General features: G+C 59.3%; 20 protein-coding genes. 10 read left to right on the top strand and 10 right to left on the bottom strand.

All coding sequences use genetic code 11. The features are described 5' to 3' along the window. The first annotated feature begins 87 nt into the window (after positions 1–87). Complete coding sequence (locus E5K03_RS06015; RefSeq protein ID WP_240729957.1) at positions 88–1182, top strand: hypothetical protein; 1095 nt, start codon at positions 88–90, stop codon at positions 1180–1182. Positions 1183–1271: 89 nt separating this feature from the next. Further along, the gene (locus tag E5K03_RS06010) at positions 1272–2465 is read left to right on the top strand and encodes an inorganic phosphate transporter (protein ID WP_138005450.1); all 1194 of its coding nucleotides are present in this window, start codon (positions 1272–1274) and stop codon (positions 2463–2465) included. A gap of 90 nt (positions 2466–2555) precedes the next feature. On the opposite strand, the gene E5K03_RS06005 is transcribed toward E5K03_RS06010, so the two are convergent. The 4 genes from E5K03_RS06005 to E5K03_RS05990 all read right to left on the bottom strand — a co-directional run bounded on the left by E5K03_RS06005 (position 2556) and on the right by E5K03_RS05990 (position 5814). Next, entirely contained in the window at positions 2556–3158 is a 603-nt protein-coding gene (locus E5K03_RS06005) for a cysteine hydrolase family protein (protein WP_138005449.1), read from the bottom strand. Positions 3159–3174: 16 nt separating this feature from the next. Beyond that, positions 3175–4005, bottom strand: a complete 831-nt coding sequence (locus E5K03_RS06000) for a YqcI/YcgG family protein (protein ID WP_138005448.1) — start codon at positions 4003–4005, stop codon at positions 3175–3177. A 110-nt stretch (positions 4006–4115) separates the two neighbouring features. Next, positions 4116–5618: a sodium:solute symporter family protein gene (locus E5K03_RS05995; RefSeq protein WP_138005447.1), complete on the bottom strand. Its 1503-nt coding sequence runs from the start codon at positions 5616–5618 to the stop codon at positions 4116–4118. Continuing rightward, positions 5611–5814, bottom strand: coding sequence for a DUF3311 domain-containing protein (locus E5K03_RS05990; RefSeq protein WP_240729956.1), 204 nt, complete (start codon positions 5812–5814; stop codon positions 5611–5613). The genes E5K03_RS05995 and E5K03_RS05990 overlap by 8 nt, the downstream gene beginning before the upstream one ends. 354 nt (positions 5815–6168) lie before the next feature. Here E5K03_RS05990 and dnaG point away from each other — a divergent pair, with 354 nt between their 5' ends. Next, entirely contained in the window at positions 6169–7821 is a 1653-nt protein-coding gene (gene dnaG / locus E5K03_RS05985; RefSeq protein WP_138005445.1) for a DNA primase DnaG, read from the top strand. A 2-nt stretch (positions 7822–7823) separates the two neighbouring features. Here the strand turns inward: dnaG and E5K03_RS05980 are convergent, their stop codons facing one another. Beyond that, positions 7824–9143 (bottom strand): DUF92 domain-containing protein, encoded by a 1320-nt coding sequence (locus tag E5K03_RS05980; protein ID WP_138005444.1) that lies wholly within the window; start codon positions 9141–9143, stop codon positions 7824–7826. 81 nt (positions 9144–9224) lie between these two features. Here E5K03_RS05980 and E5K03_RS05975 point away from each other — a divergent pair, with 81 nt between their 5' ends. Continuing rightward, positions 9225–9833, top strand: a complete 609-nt coding sequence (locus E5K03_RS05975; protein WP_138005443.1) for an undecaprenyl diphosphate synthase family protein — start codon at positions 9225–9227, stop codon at positions 9831–9833. 34 nt (positions 9834–9867) lie between these two features. Here E5K03_RS05975 and uppS read toward each other — a convergent pair whose 3' ends face one another. After that, positions 9868–10806, bottom strand: coding sequence for a polyprenyl diphosphate synthase (gene uppS, locus E5K03_RS05970; protein WP_138005442.1), 939 nt, complete (start codon positions 10804–10806; stop codon positions 9868–9870). Positions 10807–10888: 82 nt separating this feature from the next. Beyond that, entirely contained in the window at positions 10889–11530 is a 642-nt protein-coding gene (locus tag E5K03_RS05965) for a hypothetical protein (RefSeq protein ID WP_138005441.1), read from the bottom strand. A 158-nt stretch (positions 11531–11688) separates the two neighbouring features. On the opposite strand from E5K03_RS05965, the gene E5K03_RS05960 reads away from it, so the two are divergent. Beyond that, positions 11689–12081 carry a DUF5778 family protein gene (locus tag E5K03_RS05960; RefSeq protein WP_138005440.1) on the top strand — a complete coding sequence of 131 codons (393 nt, stop codon included), beginning with the start codon at positions 11689–11691 and terminating at the stop codon, positions 12079–12081. 44 nt (positions 12082–12125) lie between these two features. Here the strand turns inward: E5K03_RS05960 and crcB are convergent, their stop codons facing one another. From crcB to E5K03_RS05945, 3 genes are read right to left on the bottom strand one after another with little or no spacing between them, the layout of a single operon-like run. Beyond that, the gene (gene crcB / locus E5K03_RS05955) at positions 12126–12470 is read right to left on the bottom strand and encodes a fluoride efflux transporter CrcB (RefSeq protein WP_138005439.1); all 345 of its coding nucleotides are present in this window, start codon (positions 12468–12470) and stop codon (positions 12126–12128) included. Next, positions 12471–12878 (bottom strand): fluoride efflux transporter FluC, encoded by a 408-nt coding sequence (locus tag E5K03_RS05950; protein WP_138005438.1) that lies wholly within the window; start codon positions 12876–12878, stop codon positions 12471–12473. Then, positions 12879–13631: a hypothetical protein gene (locus tag E5K03_RS05945; protein WP_138005437.1), complete on the bottom strand. Its 753-nt coding sequence runs from the start codon at positions 13629–13631 to the stop codon at positions 12879–12881. Between the two features lie 55 nt (positions 13632–13686). On the opposite strand from E5K03_RS05945, the gene ahbB reads away from it, so the two are divergent. From ahbB to E5K03_RS05920, 5 genes are all read left to right on the top strand, one after another. Next, entirely contained in the window at positions 13687–14748 is a 1062-nt protein-coding gene (ahbB, locus tag E5K03_RS05940; RefSeq protein WP_138005436.1) for a siroheme decarboxylase subunit beta, read from the top strand. Between the two features lie 17 nt (positions 14749–14765). Then, complete coding sequence (locus E5K03_RS05935; RefSeq protein WP_138005478.1) at positions 14766–15452, top strand: precorrin-2 dehydrogenase/sirohydrochlorin ferrochelatase family protein; 687 nt, start codon at positions 14766–14768, stop codon at positions 15450–15452. Continuing rightward, the gene (gene hemA / locus E5K03_RS05930; protein WP_138005435.1) at positions 15452–16792 is read left to right on the top strand and encodes a glutamyl-tRNA reductase; all 1341 of its coding nucleotides are present in this window, start codon (positions 15452–15454) and stop codon (positions 16790–16792) included. The genes E5K03_RS05935 and hemA overlap by 1 nt, the downstream gene beginning before the upstream one ends. Before the next feature lie 82 nt (positions 16793–16874). Further along, positions 16875–17147 (top strand): 4a-hydroxytetrahydrobiopterin dehydratase, encoded by a 273-nt coding sequence (locus E5K03_RS05925; protein ID WP_138005434.1) that lies wholly within the window; start codon positions 16875–16877, stop codon positions 17145–17147. Next, positions 17129–17716 (top strand): HAD family hydrolase, encoded by a 588-nt coding sequence (locus E5K03_RS05920; RefSeq protein ID WP_138005433.1) that lies wholly within the window; start codon positions 17129–17131, stop codon positions 17714–17716. Before E5K03_RS05925 ends, E5K03_RS05920 begins: the two co-directional genes overlap by 19 nt. Positions 17717–17757 lie beyond the last annotated feature (41 nt).

Raw genomic sequence — 17757 nt, 5'->3', positions numbered from 1 at the left:
GTAAGCGAGCATGCTCATACACTCCTGGGTGGTACTCCCCCGATATCTGCATCCTACCGTCTCTAACAGCTAATTACTAATTAGCGCATGCCGATTAGTGGAATCAATCGACGTGATGTGTTTATTTCCAACCAGATTACAAATACAACCGATCCGGAAGACGGTGCCGACGCGTCTGGAGGCACTCTACAGAATCCGGTCAGTTGGTTGGTTCGGTGGATTCTCCTGTACGGCGATCGGCGGATCCTCGCAATTGTCACCACAATCGTCATTCTGTCGGCGCTGTTGTTCGTCGGAACCGTCTGGGAATTCGAGATGGAACGACTCGTCACCGAGACGCGAGCGGTCCAAGCTCTGTTCAACACGTTGCTCGGTGGGATCATCCTCTTTGTCTCGGTCGTGATCTCGATCAATACTGCGGCGCTTGCCCAGGAGTTTGCCCCTCTCCAAGTCAAACTGGCACGTATCGAGGATTCCATCGACTTCCAGATCGAACTGGAGGGACTGGTTGAAGGAGGAGTCAGCCCGACTGGACTACAGCCGTTTCTTGAGTACGTTATCAAGGGAATCCACACCGAAACGGAATCGCTGCGGACCGCAGAGAACTCTACGGGCGACGAGCGAGCTCGGGCGGATCTGTTAGCGTTTGCCGACGAGATCGAGACCGAACTGTCGTTGATCGAAAATCGTATGGGAAAAACAAACCCACAGGTTTCTATCGTCCTCTTGAGCACACTCGAGTACCCCTACGCCCGCCACATTAACGTGACTCGGCGGCTCAAATCTGTCCACGGAGACGAACTCACGAACGCGGATCACAGTTCGCTCACGACGCTGCTTCAGGTACTCACAGTCCTTGCGTCTGGTCGGGAGTACTTCACGACGCTGTATTTCAAGCGAGAACTTCGGAACCTCTCGAGTAGCCTCCTTATCCTCTCGCTCCCTGTCATTGTTTTCACAGCGTACGTCTTGCTCGCGATCGATGCCGGACTCTTTCCACAAACGACCCTTTTGGGGCTCGGATCCCGTCTCCTCTACGTTAATCTCGCGTTCGTTATTGCGCTCTCTCCGTACGTCCTGCTTAGTTCATACTTGCTTCGTATCCTCACTGTGTCGAAACACTCCCTGGAGTCAACTGTGTTCACGCTCGATTCCGATGTCGAACTCGAGTTCGATCGGTAGCACACACTGAATGCGGTTCGTACGTCCATCGCTGAACCCGTGGCACTGGAATGTACATTTATTGTAATACGACGAAAAATTACGAATAGATGTCCTCGGTGGCGCTTTTGACGATCGCGTTGCTTGCCAGCATCTCGCTGGCCTGGGCACTCGGTGCCAGTAGTACGTCACCGCCGCTGGCTCCTGCAGTCGGGGCCCGCGCACTCTCTGTGATGCGAGCAGCGCTCCTGGTCGGCGCCCTCGCAGCGGCAGGCGCGATGCTCCAGGGTGGAACCGTCTCGGAGACCGTTGGGAACGATCTCATTCTCGGCACGTCGCTGACGCCCCTTGCCGTTGCCGTCGGGTTGCTCACCGCTGCCGGATTCATCGCCATTGGGGTTGCCACCAGCTATCCGATCCCTGCCGCGTTCGCGACGACCGGTGCAATCATCGGAGTCGGGCTCGCACTCGGTGGCGATCCGGCTACCGCGACCTACCGCGAACTGGCGCTCTTTTGCGTGCTCGTTCCCCCAACCGGCGCGTCGATCGCCTATCTCACGGCTTCGATGCTCCGCCGCGAGAGCGTGCCTGACACGCTCGCAATTCCACTGTTAGGCGGTTTCGTTGGGATCGTCGTCGCCAACGTCACGCTTGAGATCCTCCCCGCCGGTTCCGGCACTCGGCCGACGATCGCCAACATGGTCTCTCGCTCGCTGGGCTCGGCCCCGACGATCCTCGGCTCATACGATCTCATTATGGCCACAACTAGCCTCGTCTGTGGCGCCGGAGTATTCCTTGTGCTCCGCTATCAGGCGAGTCGGTCGGTCGACGTCGCAGTCCGACGGTTTTTGATCGCACTCGGGGGGCTAGTCGCCTTCTCTAGCGGGGGTAGTCAGGTCGGGCTTGCGATCGGGCCACTGGGTGTCCTTGCCGATGACGCAGCAATTTTGACGCCGAGAACTGTCGTGCTGGTTGGTGCTACCGGACTCCTCATTGGGGGGTGGACTGGTGCGCCTCGGATCATCCAGGCGGTCGCCAACGAGTATTCACAGCTCGGAATCCGCCGGTCCATTGCTGCGCTTGTCCCTGCATTCAGCATCACCCAGACTGGTATTCTTCTCGGTTTTCCCATTTCGCTCAACAACATCATCATCTCGAGTGTCATCGGCAGCGGCCTCGTTGTCGGTGCCGAGGGTGTCTCCGTACGGAAGATCACAATCACCGCTGCGGCGTGGCTCTCTGCGCTCGGCGGCTCATGTTTGGTCGGCTACGTGGGCTTCGGTCTCGCCTCGGGGCTCATCTGACCATGATTTCGGAACCGCTTGCGCCTACGATGAACACGCAGCTACCTGTTGATCGGGTCCACTCTTGGTAGCCAATTGTGGGATACGGCTCTACGTTGTCTCAGGTGCTCTGATCGCCGCCAGCACCGCGTCCGAATCGGTGATCGTCGCGAACTCGCCGTCGAGCTGGGCGAGGGCAGTCCGGTGAATTGTCTCCGCATCGAAGTGCTCCCCGCCGGGTCCCGTTCGATCGAACGTTGCCGTTGAATCCGAGACCACGACCGGCGCGTACCCGAGATTTTCTGCCATCCGGGTTGTCGTCGAGACACAGTGATCAGTGGTCAACCCCACGATTACGAGGCGCTCGTAGCCGCGGTCGTCCAGCCACGCTTGCAGGTCCGTTCCGATGAAGGCGCTGTTGACGCGTTTTTCGAAGACAGGCTCGTTGTCAACGGGTTTAGTTTCCGGCTTGAACGCGAACCCCGCGGTATCTGCTCGGAGTGGTGAATTCGACTCTGTCGAGTTGTGCCTCACGTGGACACAGGGTCGATCGGCTGTGCGCCACGCGTCTAACAGCGTCGCTGCGATGAATTCGGCGTCTGGGTTGTTCCGCGTGCCCCACCTCGGTTCGTCGAATCCCCGCTGCATGTCGATCAACACCAAGACGGCATCTGCTGGGAGTGTCAACGCGGCGCTGGTGCCACCGGCAGACATTGTGCGATCGCACACGCTACTCGGCCTCCACGGGCGGCGATCGTTGTCGGCCTGGCGTGAGCAGTCTCTCGGACACTTTTGGATGCTCACGGCTCGGTTCCATTGGACACGTTTCTGGTGCTTGCTCGTCGTCCGATGGGAGCAGATACTGGTGCCACTCGCGATCGCCCTCTACGCCCCAGTCGCCGATGTTCGCGTGCGGACAGACGCCGTCGTAGTCCTCGAGTCGATCCTGAATCACTTTGCGGGCGCGCTGTCCGGCCACAGTATCGGCAGTGATCCCCTCGAAAACAGCCCTTGGCTGGAAGGTGATTTCGAGGCCGATCGGACAGTACCGGCTCATCCGATCGTCGTAAAACGGCGCCCGAGACGTCGGAAACATCGCCTCGCCACCGAAGCAGAACTCCCATCGCGGTGTGTCGGGATCAGTCGGGATATCCTCGGGCCATGGTTCTGGATCGTGGACGTGCAAAAACTGGAGGACGTTCCACAGCCGCTCGTGATACGCTGCCTCTGAGAGTTCTCGGTCTGGCGGTCGAAAGAACGCGACGAGGGGTGCCCGATCGGCGTGGCCAGGATACGTGTCAAGGTATTCCAGTAGTGTGTCCCGAAATCGCAGCAGGTCTTCCTTGTCGGTCGGTGAGCCAACTGCGGTGTATAATAGATCTCCCTGTTTCATTACCTCGATACCGAAATAGCACGGAAACGGCGCATCGTTGCGCTCGCCGAGCATCGATCGTTTGAACGTCCGAAAGTGTTTTTTCACCCAGTCGGGGACCGATCCGTCTTCGATCCGGGACTCGATCGTTTCCTGATCAAGGAGCACCTGTACGCCGGGTTCGTTCATAAATTCAGTAGGGTGTCCGCACAATAGTATCCTTCGGGAATCTCCATCACGTGAGAGTGCTGGGGGTGGTCGCTGTTGTGACCGCCAGATCGAACCCCGTTGATTGTGTCCTAGTCTGCACCGGTGACGAATCGATCGGGCCGCTCGGCTGCAGTTGCCGTCGTCGCGGCCGAAACCGCGACGGTGAGCACGAGCCCGACAACCATTCCGGCCAGCGCAACGTCCCAGCCGGCATAGGCCCGCGCAAACAGTGTGACCGTTGTTCCTGCGATCTCGATCGGGACCGAGGGAACGAACACGTGCGCGAGATACAGCGCTTGGCTGCCGAGGATCCCCGCGAACATCCCAGATCTCGTTACGCCGTCCCAGTACAGTGCGAGCATGACCGGCAGCGCGAGTTGGGCGTAGCCGCCAAAGGCGGTGTTGCCGATCTCAATGAGTGTCCCCGGTCGGGTGAGACTCGCAAAGAACGCGCCGATCGCAAAGACCGCGACGCCGACGCGGGCGATCGTCGCCTCGCGGCTCTCAGAGACGCTTGGCTCAATAAACGGCCGGTACAAGTCGCGGGTGAAATACGACGACCCGGACAGCAACATCGAGTCCGACGAGGACATCATTGCGGCGATCGCGCCGGCGATCACGAGTGCAGCGAACCACGCCGGGGTATACTCGTTCAACAACACCGGAAGTACGTTCGCCCCCTCCGGCACGGAGATTCCGAGCCCCGCAGCCCACGTGCCGAGCAGGAACGCCGGCACGAACAGTAGTATCACGAGCACGGGCCACAGCGCAAACGATCGCTTCAACACGCGATCGGACTTGGCAACAAAAAAGCGCTGGTTGATCTGTGGGAACATCGTTACCCCGAACGCGATCACTACCGCCGTTGAGATGATGTATGCCGGCGTGTAGAGCCCGCCACCGAGTGAGAGGAACTCAGGGTTCGACGCCGCAACCGCGCCTGTTGCACCGCTAAGCCCGCCAACTGACGAGAGTACCCAGACGACGGCGATCCAGATGACTGACAGCATGAACAGTCCCTGGATCGTGTCCGTCCAGGCGACGCCGCGCATCCCGGCGACTGTCACGTAGAGTATCATGAATAGTGTGATGAGCGCCGCGCCCGCCCAGTAGGGAATCGCGCCGTTTGTCAGTCCAACCAGCGCTTCGCCTGCTCCCATCTGCTGAAGCATGACATAGGGGAACAGCCACAGGAGACTGATCCCGGCAACCGTCCCGCGGAGCAGCGTTGACCCGAATCGATCGCCCAGCATCTCCCCAAGCGTTACGTAGCCGTGCTTGCGGCCGACGAGCCACTGCTTGTACCCGAGAACGTACCACAGGATGGCAAAAAGCACACCGTCCATGACGCCCATGACGAGGATCCACTCGGGGCCCGCCGCGTAGGCGACGTTGGGGCCGCCGAAGAACGTAAACGCCGACAGCAGTGTCGCGAACGTCGTAAACAGCAATACGACGGTTCCGATCGATCGCCCAGCGAGGTAGTAATCCTCGGCGGCGTTCGTGGTGACGCGATAGGCGACGACGCCGACAATCAACGCAACGAGTAGATAGCCCAGGATAACGCCGACCTGGACGGCCAGTTCAGCCATGTTTCACCCCCATACCGCGATCCCACGCACGGTTCGTGAATGCCCAGAAGACGACGCTCGCGACAGCCATCCAGCCGATGTGCCACCACAACCACACCGGCAGCCCGGCGATCACGGTCGCGTCTCCCCAGAGAAACCACGGGACCGCGAACGCGACGAGGATCGCAAAGACGGCGATCCACAGTACATCGGTCATTCGATAACCCATATCACCAGCAAATAGTAGACGGTTCTACCTAAATATTGCTATTTATCAACGATATAATTTATCGATGAAAATTTTTCTTCAAAACGATCGATGGGGGTTCCAAATATATACCGTTGATTCCGGGATCAACTAACCAGACCAATTCGTAATCGACCGGAGATTCGCAGTGGCAACTATCTACAGGCGGGGCAGGCCGAGTGCCTCGGGGCTCGACCCCGAGGCGGGTCACTGCGACAGCTATTTGCCGACTGGACAAGTATATAAAACGTCCGGGCGATCGACACTGTCGATCGCATCACGTGGACAGCATCTCACCATCATCATCACGAGGTTTCACAACACATGGACGATACAACCAAATATCTCATTCACGCTCGGATCGCCGCCGAGGGCGTCGTCGAACGAAGCGACGTCGTCGGCGCGGTGTTCGGACAGACGGAGGGACTACTCGGCGACGAACTTGACCTGCGGGATCTCCAACAGTCTTCAAAAGTCGGTCGGATCGATGTCTCGATCGACTCCGAAAACGGCCAGTCTTTCGGCGAACTCACGATTGCGACGAGTCTGGATAAGGCCGAAACGGCGATCCTTGGCGCAGCCCTCGAAACGATCACACGGGTCGGCCCGTGCCGAGCACAGCTTGAAGTATCGGAGATCGAAGACGTTCGAGCGGCAAAGCGCCGTGACGTCGTCGATCGAGCCAAGGAGCTGCTCGCGGAGGGCTTCGACGAGAGTATCATGTCTTCGGAGGAGTTACTCGCGGAGGTTCGCCGATCCGCACGTGTCGAGGATATTACCGAGTACGAGGGACTCCCCGCGGGGCCGCGGGTTGTCGACTCTGATGCGATCGTCATCGTCGAAGGGCGCGCAGACGTGTTACAGCTGTTAAAATACGGCATCAAGAACGCGATCGGCGTCGAGGGGACGAATGTCCCCGAGTCCGTCGCTGACCTCACCGAAGAGCGCACGGTAACGGCGTTCCTCGACGGCGATCGCGGCGGCGAACTCATCCTCAAGGAACTCGCCCAAGTTGGATCGGTCGACTATGTCGCCTTCGCCCCGCCTGGCAGCTCTGTTGAAGATCTCGACCGGACTGCAGTGTTAGCCGCACTCCGCGAGAAGGTGCCGTTCGATCTGCTCGCCGACGAGTCTGATATCAGGGCGGCTATGTCCGGACACAAGGGTGCTGCGGGCCCTCGAAACGGGTCGCACTCGAAGAGTAACCCGAGTGCGACCCATACGGACGGCACTGCGACCGACGAAGATATTTCTGTTGCCGTAGACGTCGTTCCGAACGAGCCATCTGAAGATCTCGCAGTCGACGCCGCGGTTAAAGACACTGAACATCCCGAAGCGACCAACGCTGGCAGTGCTGAGGCCGCTGTTTCTGCAAACACCACAAAACCGTCATCTGCGAACCGTCAATCATCCGGTGAGACGGCTGTTGAACCGAATCCATCAGTGGACGCTCCGCTCGGCCCGGAGGCTACTGGCGGTGCCGTCCCAGCGGTAGATCCCGAAGACGTGGCTACGGATACGCAAGCACCCACCACAGACGACGCGGAATCCACACCTACTACAGACGACGCGAAATCCACTCCTACTACAGACGACGCGAAATCCACTCCTACTACAGACGACGCGGAATCTGCTACAGGGACGCGTGAGCCGGACGCAACCGATGAGTCAGTCCCGCCGATGACGCTCAGAGAGCACGTCAGCGAGGTTGTTGCGGACTCCGAAACTGCCCGATTTTTGCGAGCCGACGGCGAGCCGATCGAAACGGTCCCTGTGGATGACTGTTTTGCTGCGCTCGAATCCAGCGATGTCGTTCCAGAGACAATCGTGCTCGACGGCACGGTTACCCAACGACTCTTGGACCTCACAGCCCAACGAGGGGTCAAAACAGTGATCGGGACCGCCCGCGGTGAATTCGTGAAAAAACCGATCGCGACCCGAGTGTTGACTGCCGATCAGCTCATGCAAGCCGCCTGAGTTTACGTCAGTCCGAGTCCGATCGCCGCTGTGATCGCCCCAACTGCACCTCCCACAGTGGCGAGAAAGTTCACGCCCTGATTGCCGATCCGACCGCCCTCGACGGTTGCCCCGAGAATACTGTCAACTGTAATGCCGACTACGCCGCCGATCGCGATCGCCGCCGCCGTCAGCGGCCCATTTGTGACAGGCAATGCGATTGCCGAAACCGCACCGATCGCCACACAGCCGGCCAGCCCGGCGACTTCTCCCTGCCACGTGATCGCGCCATCGGTCCCTGGCTCAACCTGCTCGAGGGTCGTAATGAGTCGCGGTGTATCGAAGAGGCCACCAATTTCGCTCGACAGCGTATCGCCGAGCGCTGTCGCGAGCGACCCTGAGAACGCAACAACGAACACTATCGTCGAGACCTCCATGCCGTCTGCGGCCGCAAATCCGAGTACGGCGACGAGCGCAACCGTCGAATTTCCTAACACGTTTCCGGTGCCGCGTGCGCCGTCGTTGTCTTCGGCGACGCCGCGTTCGTACTTTTTTTCATACCGGAACTTCGAGGCGAGTGCGCCCGTTCCATAAAACGTGATGAGCACGGCGAACCAGCCGAATCCGCCGTAGACGATCGTCACGAGTCCGAGGAGGACCCCTGTCAGCGCGCCGGCTATTGATGCCGTCCCTAGTGCGTACGAGACATATCCCAGTGCACCAGTCACGATCAATGCGCTGAGGAGGTACACCGGATCGTGCGACGAGACGAGTGCCGCGGCCCCCCACAGGAGCAGCCCCGTCGTGATCACGACAACTGGATCGTCGCGTTCGTACAACAACTGTCTGATGATCGCGGCGATGAGCGAGGCAATGACGCCGAGAAAGCCGAAGCGTGCAGGGTCGATCGGCGTTCCGAGTTGAAGCGCAACAAGCCCTTGGGCGAGCATTGCTGCTGCGGTTCCCCCGCCGACGAAGCCGCCGACGCGAATCAGTTCATCATCCGTCCACTGGTGACAGAGCTCGCTGCCGACCTGGCCGGCACTAATTGCGACGACGGTTGCCACGAGGACGGCATCTGGCATCGACGATCGGGGTGCTGTTGCGAGTATTGTGAGCGCTGCAGCCGCAAACGCAAAGCCAGCGAGCCCATAGAGCTGTCCGGATTCTCGATCGGTAGGCCGGGCGAACAGCTCAAACACCGGTCCTGAAGAGACGACGAATACGGCCACGAGTGCGATCACAGCGAACGGAACCGCACTCACGAGTCCGAGCGACGGCGCGGCTATTGTCAGCGAGCCGATCGCTGCAAACGCCGTTGCCCGTCGGAGCCGTCCGGTCACACTCTCGGATATCGCCGTCGCGTACTTAATATTCCCGACATCGTCGAAGCTGTTATTCGGGTCCGCCGCGTTGGTCCGCCAGTGCGGCTGTACGATACATATCTTGGCATTCGGGTTACTCGACACGACGCCCCACCGCCCGAACACGTGGCAATTGTTCTCACTGAACGCGATCTGTTGGAAAAAGGCGCATATTCGACCCTCGAGTCCTTACTCGGTTGGGTTTTCGAATACGGCTCTTCGCGCGTCACGATCTCTGTGAGTGTGCTCGACGAGGCCGTTATTCCAACACTTCGTCGACAGCTTGCCGCAGTTGACGCGACAGAAGCGATCGCAATTCGTGGCCCCGACGACACTGACCCAGCAGATACGCCGATCCGGGTGAATATTGGCCTCGGTGGGAAACACGAATTTGCGGCCGCAGTTGCTCGGATCGCTGCGGATGTTGAAGCTGGTGAGCTTACCACTACAGATATCGACGACGAGACGATCGCCGATCGGCTGGTCTTTCCGGACGATCCTGATCTACTCATTAAAACCGGTGCCGAGCGGCTTTCGGACTTTATGATCTGGCAGTCGGTATACTCCGAGCTGTACTTCACTGACGTCAACTGGCGAGACCTCCGCAAACGCGATTATCTGCGAGCGATTCTCGATTACAAGAACCGTCAGCGCCGCTTCGGCCGGTAGTCAACATTTGGTTTCGGACCACTTGTTTTTGCGGTTAATTTGTGGACTCGTCGCTCCGAACGTCTACCTCGTCGAGCTCGTCGGCGAGTGTGGATCTGTTTCCGGCCGGAAGCGTCTCGCGGAGCCGCGTGGCAACCGATCGTGCCTCCTCAAGCTCGACCGTAGCGACCGCCCTGACGAGTGCGATCGCTCGACGTGTCTGTGTGTCTTGCCAGGACTCTTCGCGAGAATGGTACGTTCGGAGCCCACGCAGGAAGTCGAGTTTCGAAAACTCCGGCCAGTACGGCGCACAAAAGTACACTGCGGCTTCGTTGCCATTTGCGTGCCACGGGAGAAAGTTCGACGTGCGCTCGTCACCGCCAGTTCGAATAATGAGATCGACGTCCCTGACACTGTTTCGATACAGCCGGGACTCGATCTCGCTGACGTCGATCGCTTCACTCGAGAGCTCACCGCGATCGACCGCGGCGACGACGTCGCGGGCCGCACGCCGAAGCTCGTTTCGACCGCCATATGCGAGTGCGATATTCAACCGGAACTCGTCGTACTCCGATGTTTGCGCTTCGGCGTATTCGACCGCGTCCTGGATTCGATCTGGCAGTCGTTCAATCTCACCGATCGCTCGGATCTGCACGCTCTCGTCATGGACTCGATCGGCGTCGGCGAACTCATAGAGTTTGTTTTCAATCAGATCAAATAGGGGTTCGAGTTCTTCATCTGGCCGTTCGAAATTCTCCGTTGAGAACGCGTACAGGGTCAGTTCCTTGATTCCAAGCTCTGCACACCAGTCTAAGACCTGCTCGGTCGTGTCTGCTCCGGCCTCGTGTCCTTTTGGCGCGTCTTCGCCGTTCGACCGGGCGTAGCGGCGATTCCCATCCTGGATGATTGCCACGTGGGTTGGGGTCTGGCCAATCTCTCGCCGAAGCAAGCGCTCGTACCCGTCGACGAATGCGCGGCGAAGCGATCCCAACATCTGTCAGTTTATTCTTGATACTCGTATGAGAACTTTCCGCTTCAGATCGTTTTCAATTTTTCTGATAAAAGGACTTTGTCGGTCATTCTTGAGACTCGGCCGTGATTTCGTCGGGATGTGTGAGTTCGTCGGCCAGTCCCGCGGCACTGTAGGTGCCCGCACGATTGAGTGCGACTCCGACTAGGAAGCCGGCCGTCCCAATCGCAAACGTAAACAACAGCGCAAAAAGCAGTGTTAACCGGACCCGCGTGAGCAGGTCGCCCTCGGCGATCGGGCCGTACGGCGCGTTGACCATGTAGCCGAACACCGGAAACAACACGAGTGAAAACGCGACGAGCGCACCGTCGTTTGCGTATCCCGCCAGTGCGGCGAGGACTCCCAAAAGCAGCGACGGACCGATCAAAAACACCAGCTCCGGGCCGTCAACAATCCCGGTGACGCCGTAGCCGGTGAGCACGATCAGGACGGCTCCGGTCGGGAGCCACGGATCGATTCCCCCAGCCTCCGAAAGAATATAAATTGACGCCAATACTGTTACAATGAACGCAGCTGCGGCAGTGTACTGCATTGTCGCCGATCCCATTGGGCCACCGAGCTGTTCCCAAAGTGCCGGCAGCGCAAGCGTCCCGAACGCCGTGAGCGTCAAAAGCAGCGTCATCGCCATAATTTGGGCCGCGACGTGAGTATCGCGGCCGATCAGAAATCGACGCAACGGGCCGAACATACACACATGTACTCGGCTGAAAATATAAATCTACGTCTCTAATTAACACGATTGATATTTCGGGCTGTGATGCTTAGTAACGCGATCAAATCTCGATCGTCTCCGCTGACGCGATCAAATCATTAGTCGTTTAATCCCACCAGCCAAACTATCGTTCAATGACCAGCGTTCTCGACAAAGACCTATACAATCGGACTAAAGCGCTGCTCGAACCCGGCGAGATCGATCTCGTCGGTGTGATCGTCCACACTGAATACACGAGCGCAGAAGATCTCGAAATGCACGAACTCACCGTCGAGTTGAACGACGTGATCGCCGAACACGCCGGAAAGGGCGAGACGTACATCTACGCCGGCAATGATGACCCTGATTTCGCCTCTAACCAGTTCCACGGCCGCACACTGGAAGACGAGGCGTTCGTATGGGAGTGCCAACAGTTGATCCGTGACGGCGTGTTCAAACTCGTGTTCTACTACGAGGCCAGCGCCGATCAGGACGCGATCGTTGCGGAAATCCAAGACATGGGCTACGACGTGACGCCCGTTCCGTAATCGGTGTCCTAACGGGTTGTTGGTGTTGCAACCACTGTCTATATTCACCCAACGAGTAGCCACGCCAGCCCGATCGCCCCTGCGCTGAGCGTGAGATTGCCGATCGCGTTGGCGATGGCTGCCCCGCGGTTGCCCTCTTCGAACAAGAGCACAGTCTGGACGCTGAACGACGAGTACGTGGTGAACGAGCCGCACACACCGGTTCCGATAAACAGTACCACATCGTTTCCGGCACCTGCAGCGGTGATCGCCCCGAGCACAAAACTGCCGAGGAGGTTCACGATGAGTGTTGCCAGGGGAAACTCCGCGGTCCCAATGTATTCGCCGACAGCGTAGCGAGCAACTGCCCCGATCGCGCCACCGGTACCGACGAGAAACGCTGGCTCCATTTAGCTCCCTCCCACGCGCTCTTCGAGAGCATGTCCGTTCATCCACCCAATGGTCTCTCGTGCTACGAAGACAGCTCCAAACCCACAGGCGTAGCTCCCGAGGACGTAGACGACAGCAGTTTCCGGATGGGTCACCGTTGCAAGAACGAAGGTACTGTAGGTGGTAAACGACGACAGAAATCCAGTTCCAAATACCAGACGTGACTTCGATCCAACAACGCCGCGGGCAAGCGAATCGTACACTAACACCCCGAGAGCAAAGCTCCCGACCACATTTACGAGAAACGTCGAAAGCAAAGCTCCCGCGAGAATGGTGTCGATCGCGAAGCGTGCGTTCGCGCCGGCGAAGCCGCCGATTGCGATCAAGAGGACGGGTTCAACCCGTTCGAGGGGATGGCTTTCGACCATCTATTCGCTTTCGGCGGAGAGCTCAATTTCGAGCGCCCATTGCTGGTCCGCATCGTACGCACGCGCTTCGAAAACATACCGTCCCGGTACCAGACACTGTTCGGTTTCGGTGTCAGTGCTGGTGTCGGCGTAGAGTCGATACGTCCGTGTAATCGTATCACATTCGTCGAGCTTTGTGACCGTTTCGACAGGTTCGATCTCAATCGGCTCTCGCAGCTGCCAGCAGCCCTCTTCCGGACTATTTGGGATCGCCGCTTCGAGATCACGATCGACCTCTGGGATGGCGACGAGCCCGGCATCATCGATCGACTCGTGACGACCGTGGTAGACACTGTACGGTGGTGTCAGTCCGCCCTCGAATGTATACGGCTCCGAGCGCTTATTCCGGTACTGGACGACAACCAACGCGGGTCGATCTTCTCTGAACGCTCGAGTCACTTCCGCGTCGATCGCGAACGCGTCGGTCTCGACGGGATCGCTCACCACCCGAGCGAACGGAAAGCCCTCGTCTGGATCGATTCCCTCTGGGATAATCGACGGCGATTCACAGTCGTCTGGGTCAGTCGTGGGCTCGGTATCGGGCGCGTCGTCGCTTCGAGGGGTGGTGCACCCACCGATCGCGGTGAGTGTTGAACCAGCGAGCGCCGACAGGAGTTGCCGGCGGGCGATCGAGACCATGTACACGTGTACGTCCGCGAGCGGGATCAAGAGTCTTGCGTCGTGGCGATCCGTTTCTGCCAAACCACGTTGCATGCGGTCGATTTTGTCGCTCCGAGAGCCTTATTCCTCCGTAGCCCCGAACACCAGTATGCAGCGAATCGACGCGGATCTCTCGACGACAGACAGGGGTATCATAAATGCCCTACAGGGCGGCTTTCCGGTCGTCGAGCGACCGTTCGACGCGACCGCGTCGGCGCTTTCCGAACGCGGGCTCGATCTTGACGGTCCTGTACTCCTCGATCGGATTCGTCACCTCGACGAAGAAGGGGTGCTCTCGCGGTTTGGCGCGCTCGTCAACGCCCAGGAGATCGGCGGAAACGCCTCACTTGTTGCGATGCACGCGCCGCCGGAGCGTTTCGACGAGGTGGCCGAATCGGTCAACGGATTCCTCGAGGTTGCTCACAACTACGAACGGGAACACCCGTATCTCAACATGTGGTTCGTCGTGTCGGTCGCCGACGCCGATCGCATCGAGACGGTCCTCGAAGAAATCGAGGCCGAAACCGGTCAAGAGACGTACAACCTCCCGAAACAACAAGAGTTCCGTGTCGAGGCCAAATTCCTCTTGGATGGCCCGATCGCCGACGGGGACTTCGATCTGACCGAGCTTGGTCCTTCGGTGACACCGTCGGGCCGGACGACGCTCACGCCGGCTGAACGCGACCTTGTGCTCGAAATTCAAGGCGGGCTCCCGTTGACACAGACGCCGTATGCGGATGTTGCGACGGCGATCGACGCCGATCGGGCATGGGTTCGTGAGACGATCGCGAGATTCAACCTCGAGGGGAAAATCAGACGGATTGGTGTGGTACCGAACCACTACGCGCTCGGTTATACCGAAAACGGAATGACCGTCTGGAATGTTCCTGACGAGCTGATCGGCGATGTCGGGCCTGCAGTCGCCTCGTTGGACTTCGTGACCCACTGTTATCAACGGCCACGCCACGAGGGCGTGTGGCCGTACAACTTCTTTGCGATGACACATGGCCGAAGTGAGGCCGAGAGTCAGCGCCGAATCGAACACGTTCGCGATACTATGGACGAGTACTGGGACGTAACACCCGAGGCATGGGACACACTGTTCTCGACCCAGATCCTGAAAAAGACAGGAATCAGACTCGCCGAACGGGCCGAGGCAAACACGGAGTAACCAATCCGACGGGTGAAATGATACCGCTTTATCACGACTTCGAAGACGAAACGGTGCTTGTATTCGGCGGCGGCAGCGTCGGCTATCGGAAAGCGCGACGCTTTGCCGCTGAAGCCGATGTTGTCGTCGTCAGTCCCCAATTTGACGATCGCTTCGACGATGTCGACGACGATCGATTTGTGGATGGGGGCAACGACCGTGGCTCGATCAAACTGGTCCGCGCTGCGCCGTCGCCCGCAGACGTCGACGCGTGGCTCGATCGTCTCGAGCCTGCGCTTGTCGTGATTGCGACCGATAACGACGCGGTAAACGCGGCCGCGGTTGACGCAGCCCGCAACAGGGGTGTGCTCAGAAACAACGCGGTCCGATCGGGCAGCCGTGATCCGGGAAGCGTTACGATTCCAGCAACCGTCACGGACGGTCCGGTCTCGGTTGCGATCTCAACTGGGGCGCAGAGTCCGGCGCTGGCGAAACACCTCCGCGAGCGGATCGAAGCCGAGATCGACGGCGCGGGTGCGATGGCCGAACTCTCTGGCGGACTCAGGCATTCGCTGCGCGACCGAGGGCTTTCGCCGTCGGATCGCCGGGCGGCGATCAGGGCGGTCGTCCGATCCGACGCGGTTTGGAAGGCTTTACATACGGGTGATTCGAAGGGCGAACAAGAAGCCGAACGCGTCATTGACCAGGTTGTGGGTGACACCTAATGTTCCAGACAGGCATCATCACCGGGGTAAGCGTTTCACATGTGGATGCGCGCGTCGAGGAGATCGACGCCGCCAGCGGTGACAGTGTCCGTGCGGTCGTCTCCGAGTTACTTGCCGATCGCCGCGTCAGCGAGGCGTTTGCGCTGCAGACGTGTAACCGCGCGGAGGCGTACGTCGTTGTCGACAGCGCGGCTGATGGCCGATCGGTCCTTTCAGATCGCGTCAGCCACGTTCGCTCGGACGCGGTGACCTGGCTGTCCCACGAGGAGAGCATCCGACATCTGATGCGCGTTGCCGCCGGGTTGGAGTCGCTCGTACTCGGCGAGGACCAGATCATTGGCCAGTTCAAAACCGCGATCGACGAATCCCGTGCAGTCGGTGGAATTGCCACCGTTCTCGACGAAACGCTAATGAAGGCAGTCCACGTCGGCGAGACCGCACGGACGGAAACAGCAATCAATCAGGGCGTGCTTTCACTCGGCAGCGCCGCTGTGGAGTTGGCCCAACGGGAGCTCAATCTCGACGGGTCATCGGCGCTCATTGTCGGCGCTGGCGAGATGGGGCTGCTCTCGGCACGGGCGCTCTCTGCAGCGGGAGTCGATCGACTCACGATCGCTAACCGGACCGTCCCACACGCCGAACACATCGCGGCTGAACTCGACATTGATGCAAGCGCCGTCCACCTTGATGCCATCCAAGCGGCGGCCGCAGATGTCGACGTGTTGATTTCAGCGACCAATAGCCCCGAGCACCTCATTTCGCAGGCGGACCTCACAGAGACAGACCAGATTGTCTGCATCGATATCGCCCAACCACACGATATCGAACCGGCGGCTGACGCAATCGACGGCGTGTCGCTGTACGACATTGATTCACTGGAAGCGGTGACTGAGGAAACACGATCCGATCGCGAAGCAGCCGCCGAGGCGGTCGAGGCGATCATCGACGAGGAGTTCGATCGGCTGCTCGCGAGCTTCAAACGCAAGCAGGCCGACGAGGCGATCCGCGCGATGTACGAAGGGGCTGAACGAGTCAAGACCCGCGAGGTGGCAACGGCACTCACGAAGCTCGAGGCAAACGGCGACCTCACCGACGAACAGCGAGCGATTGTCGAATCGCTCGCCGACGCGCTGGTCGGACAGCTGCTCGCCGCGCCGACCAAGAGCCTCCGTGAAGCCGCCGGCGAAGACGACTGGACGACGATCCAGACCGCAATGAAGCTGTTCGATCCTGGATTCGACGACCCGCCGATGTCTCCTTCGGACATAGCCGGCTCGGAGATACCAACCGGCTCAGATCAGATCCCGCAACACGTTCTCGAGCGCATATCCGACGATTAACTGATCGACTTATACGCGCAAAGACGGGTAGCGCATCGTTCCATGGCGCATACTTATTTTCCTCGCCTGCGTATCTGGGTGTATGTCACTGCTATCTGACGAGGAGATCGACGAAGCGTTGCCTCGTGGCTGGGACCGCGACGGCGACGAGATCGTCCGGACGTACGAGTTCGACGACTATCTCGACGGTGTGAGCTTTGCGGGCACTGTCGGCGAACTCGCCGAAGAGGAGTTCCATCACCCGGAGATCATCATCGGCTACAAGACGGTCGAGGTTCGCTTTACCAGCCACGAAGCGGGCGGAATCACCGACGACGACATCAGACTCGCGGAGCTGTGCAACGACGAACGGTGACCGGGTACGACTTTTGGCTGTTCGACCTCGACGGGACGCTCGTCGACGTCGACCCTGCCTACACTCGCGAAGTATTCGATCGCGTCGGCGAGCGGCTCGATCGCCCCTTCAGCGACCGGGAAGCTGAGGTGCTGTGGCACGGCCTCGGTGGCCCTCGAAATGCGGTGCTTCGATCGTGGGGGATCGACCCAAGGGTCTTTTGGCCTGCGTTCCACGCGATCGAGGATCCACGGGCGCGGGCGGACGCGACGTATCTCCATCCCGACGCGGATGCGTTACTGTCGACGATCGACGCCCCAATCGGAATCGTCACCCACTGTCAAGAGTTCCTCACAGCGCCGGTTGTTGACACGCTCGGCCTTCGCGAGCGCGTCGATACGATCGTGTGTTGTACTGAGGAACTTGGTTGGAAGCCCGATCCGACCCCCGTCCACGCTGCGATGGATGAACTGGGTGTGTCAGCCGCCGATGCGGGGGTGCTCGCGGGTGATGCTGAAAGCGATGTCGGCGCAGCGCGTACTTCCAAGCGAAGTGTGAATCTGGAGACCCTATTTGTGAAATTTTACTGAGGGGTACTGGCTGTAGAAGAACTTGACCGAACTATAGCGAC

This window comes from Halalkalirubrum salinum (assembly GCF_005543295.1).
GTDB classification, from domain to species: domain Archaea; phylum Halobacteriota; class Halobacteria; order Halobacteriales; family Haloferacaceae; genus Halalkalirubrum; species Halalkalirubrum salinum.
Note: the sequence above shows the minus strand (reverse complement) of the source record. Positions and strands in the feature narration are given on the sequence as shown.

Coding starts and splice junctions, on each gene's coding strand:
- E5K03_RS06015 (WP_240729957.1), top strand. CDS start 88: ATGCCGATTAGTGGAATCAATCGACGTGATGTGTTTATTTCCAACCAG.
- E5K03_RS06010 (WP_138005450.1), top strand. CDS start 1,272: ATGTCCTCGGTGGCGCTTTTGACGATCGCGTTGCTTGCCAGCATCTCG.
- E5K03_RS06005 (WP_138005449.1), bottom strand. CDS start 3,158: ATGTCTGCCGGTGGCACCAGCGCCGCGTTGACACTCCCAGCAGATGCC.
- E5K03_RS06000 (WP_138005448.1), bottom strand. CDS start 4,005: ATGAACGAACCCGGCGTACAGGTGCTCCTTGATCAGGAAACGATCGAG.
- E5K03_RS05995 (WP_138005447.1), bottom strand. CDS start 5,618: ATGGCTGAACTGGCCGTCCAGGTCGGCGTTATCCTGGGCTATCTACTC.
- E5K03_RS05990 (WP_240729956.1), bottom strand. CDS start 5,814: ATGACCGATGTACTGTGGATCGCCGTCTTTGCGATCCTCGTCGCGTTC.
- dnaG (WP_138005445.1), top strand. CDS start 6,169: ATGGACGATACAACCAAATATCTCATTCACGCTCGGATCGCCGCCGAG.
- uppS (WP_138005442.1), bottom strand. CDS start 10,806: ATGTTGGGATCGCTTCGCCGCGCATTCGTCGACGGGTACGAGCGCTTG.
- E5K03_RS05965 (WP_138005441.1), bottom strand. CDS start 11,530: ATGTTCGGCCCGTTGCGTCGATTTCTGATCGGCCGCGATACTCACGTC.
- E5K03_RS05960 (WP_138005440.1), top strand. CDS start 11,689: ATGACCAGCGTTCTCGACAAAGACCTATACAATCGGACTAAAGCGCTG.
- crcB (WP_138005439.1), bottom strand. CDS start 12,470: ATGGAGCCAGCGTTTCTCGTCGGTACCGGTGGCGCGATCGGGGCAGTT.
- E5K03_RS05950 (WP_138005438.1), bottom strand. CDS start 12,878: ATGGTCGAAAGCCATCCCCTCGAACGGGTTGAACCCGTCCTCTTGATC.
- E5K03_RS05945 (WP_138005437.1), bottom strand. CDS start 13,631: ATGCAACGTGGTTTGGCAGAAACGGATCGCCACGACGCAAGACTCTTG.
- ahbB (WP_138005436.1), top strand. CDS start 13,687: ATGCAGCGAATCGACGCGGATCTCTCGACGACAGACAGGGGTATCATA.
- E5K03_RS05935 (WP_138005478.1), top strand. CDS start 14,766: ATGATACCGCTTTATCACGACTTCGAAGACGAAACGGTGCTTGTATTC.
- hemA (WP_138005435.1), top strand. CDS start 15,452: ATGTTCCAGACAGGCATCATCACCGGGGTAAGCGTTTCACATGTGGAT.
- E5K03_RS05925 (WP_138005434.1), top strand. CDS start 16,875: ATGTCACTGCTATCTGACGAGGAGATCGACGAAGCGTTGCCTCGTGGC.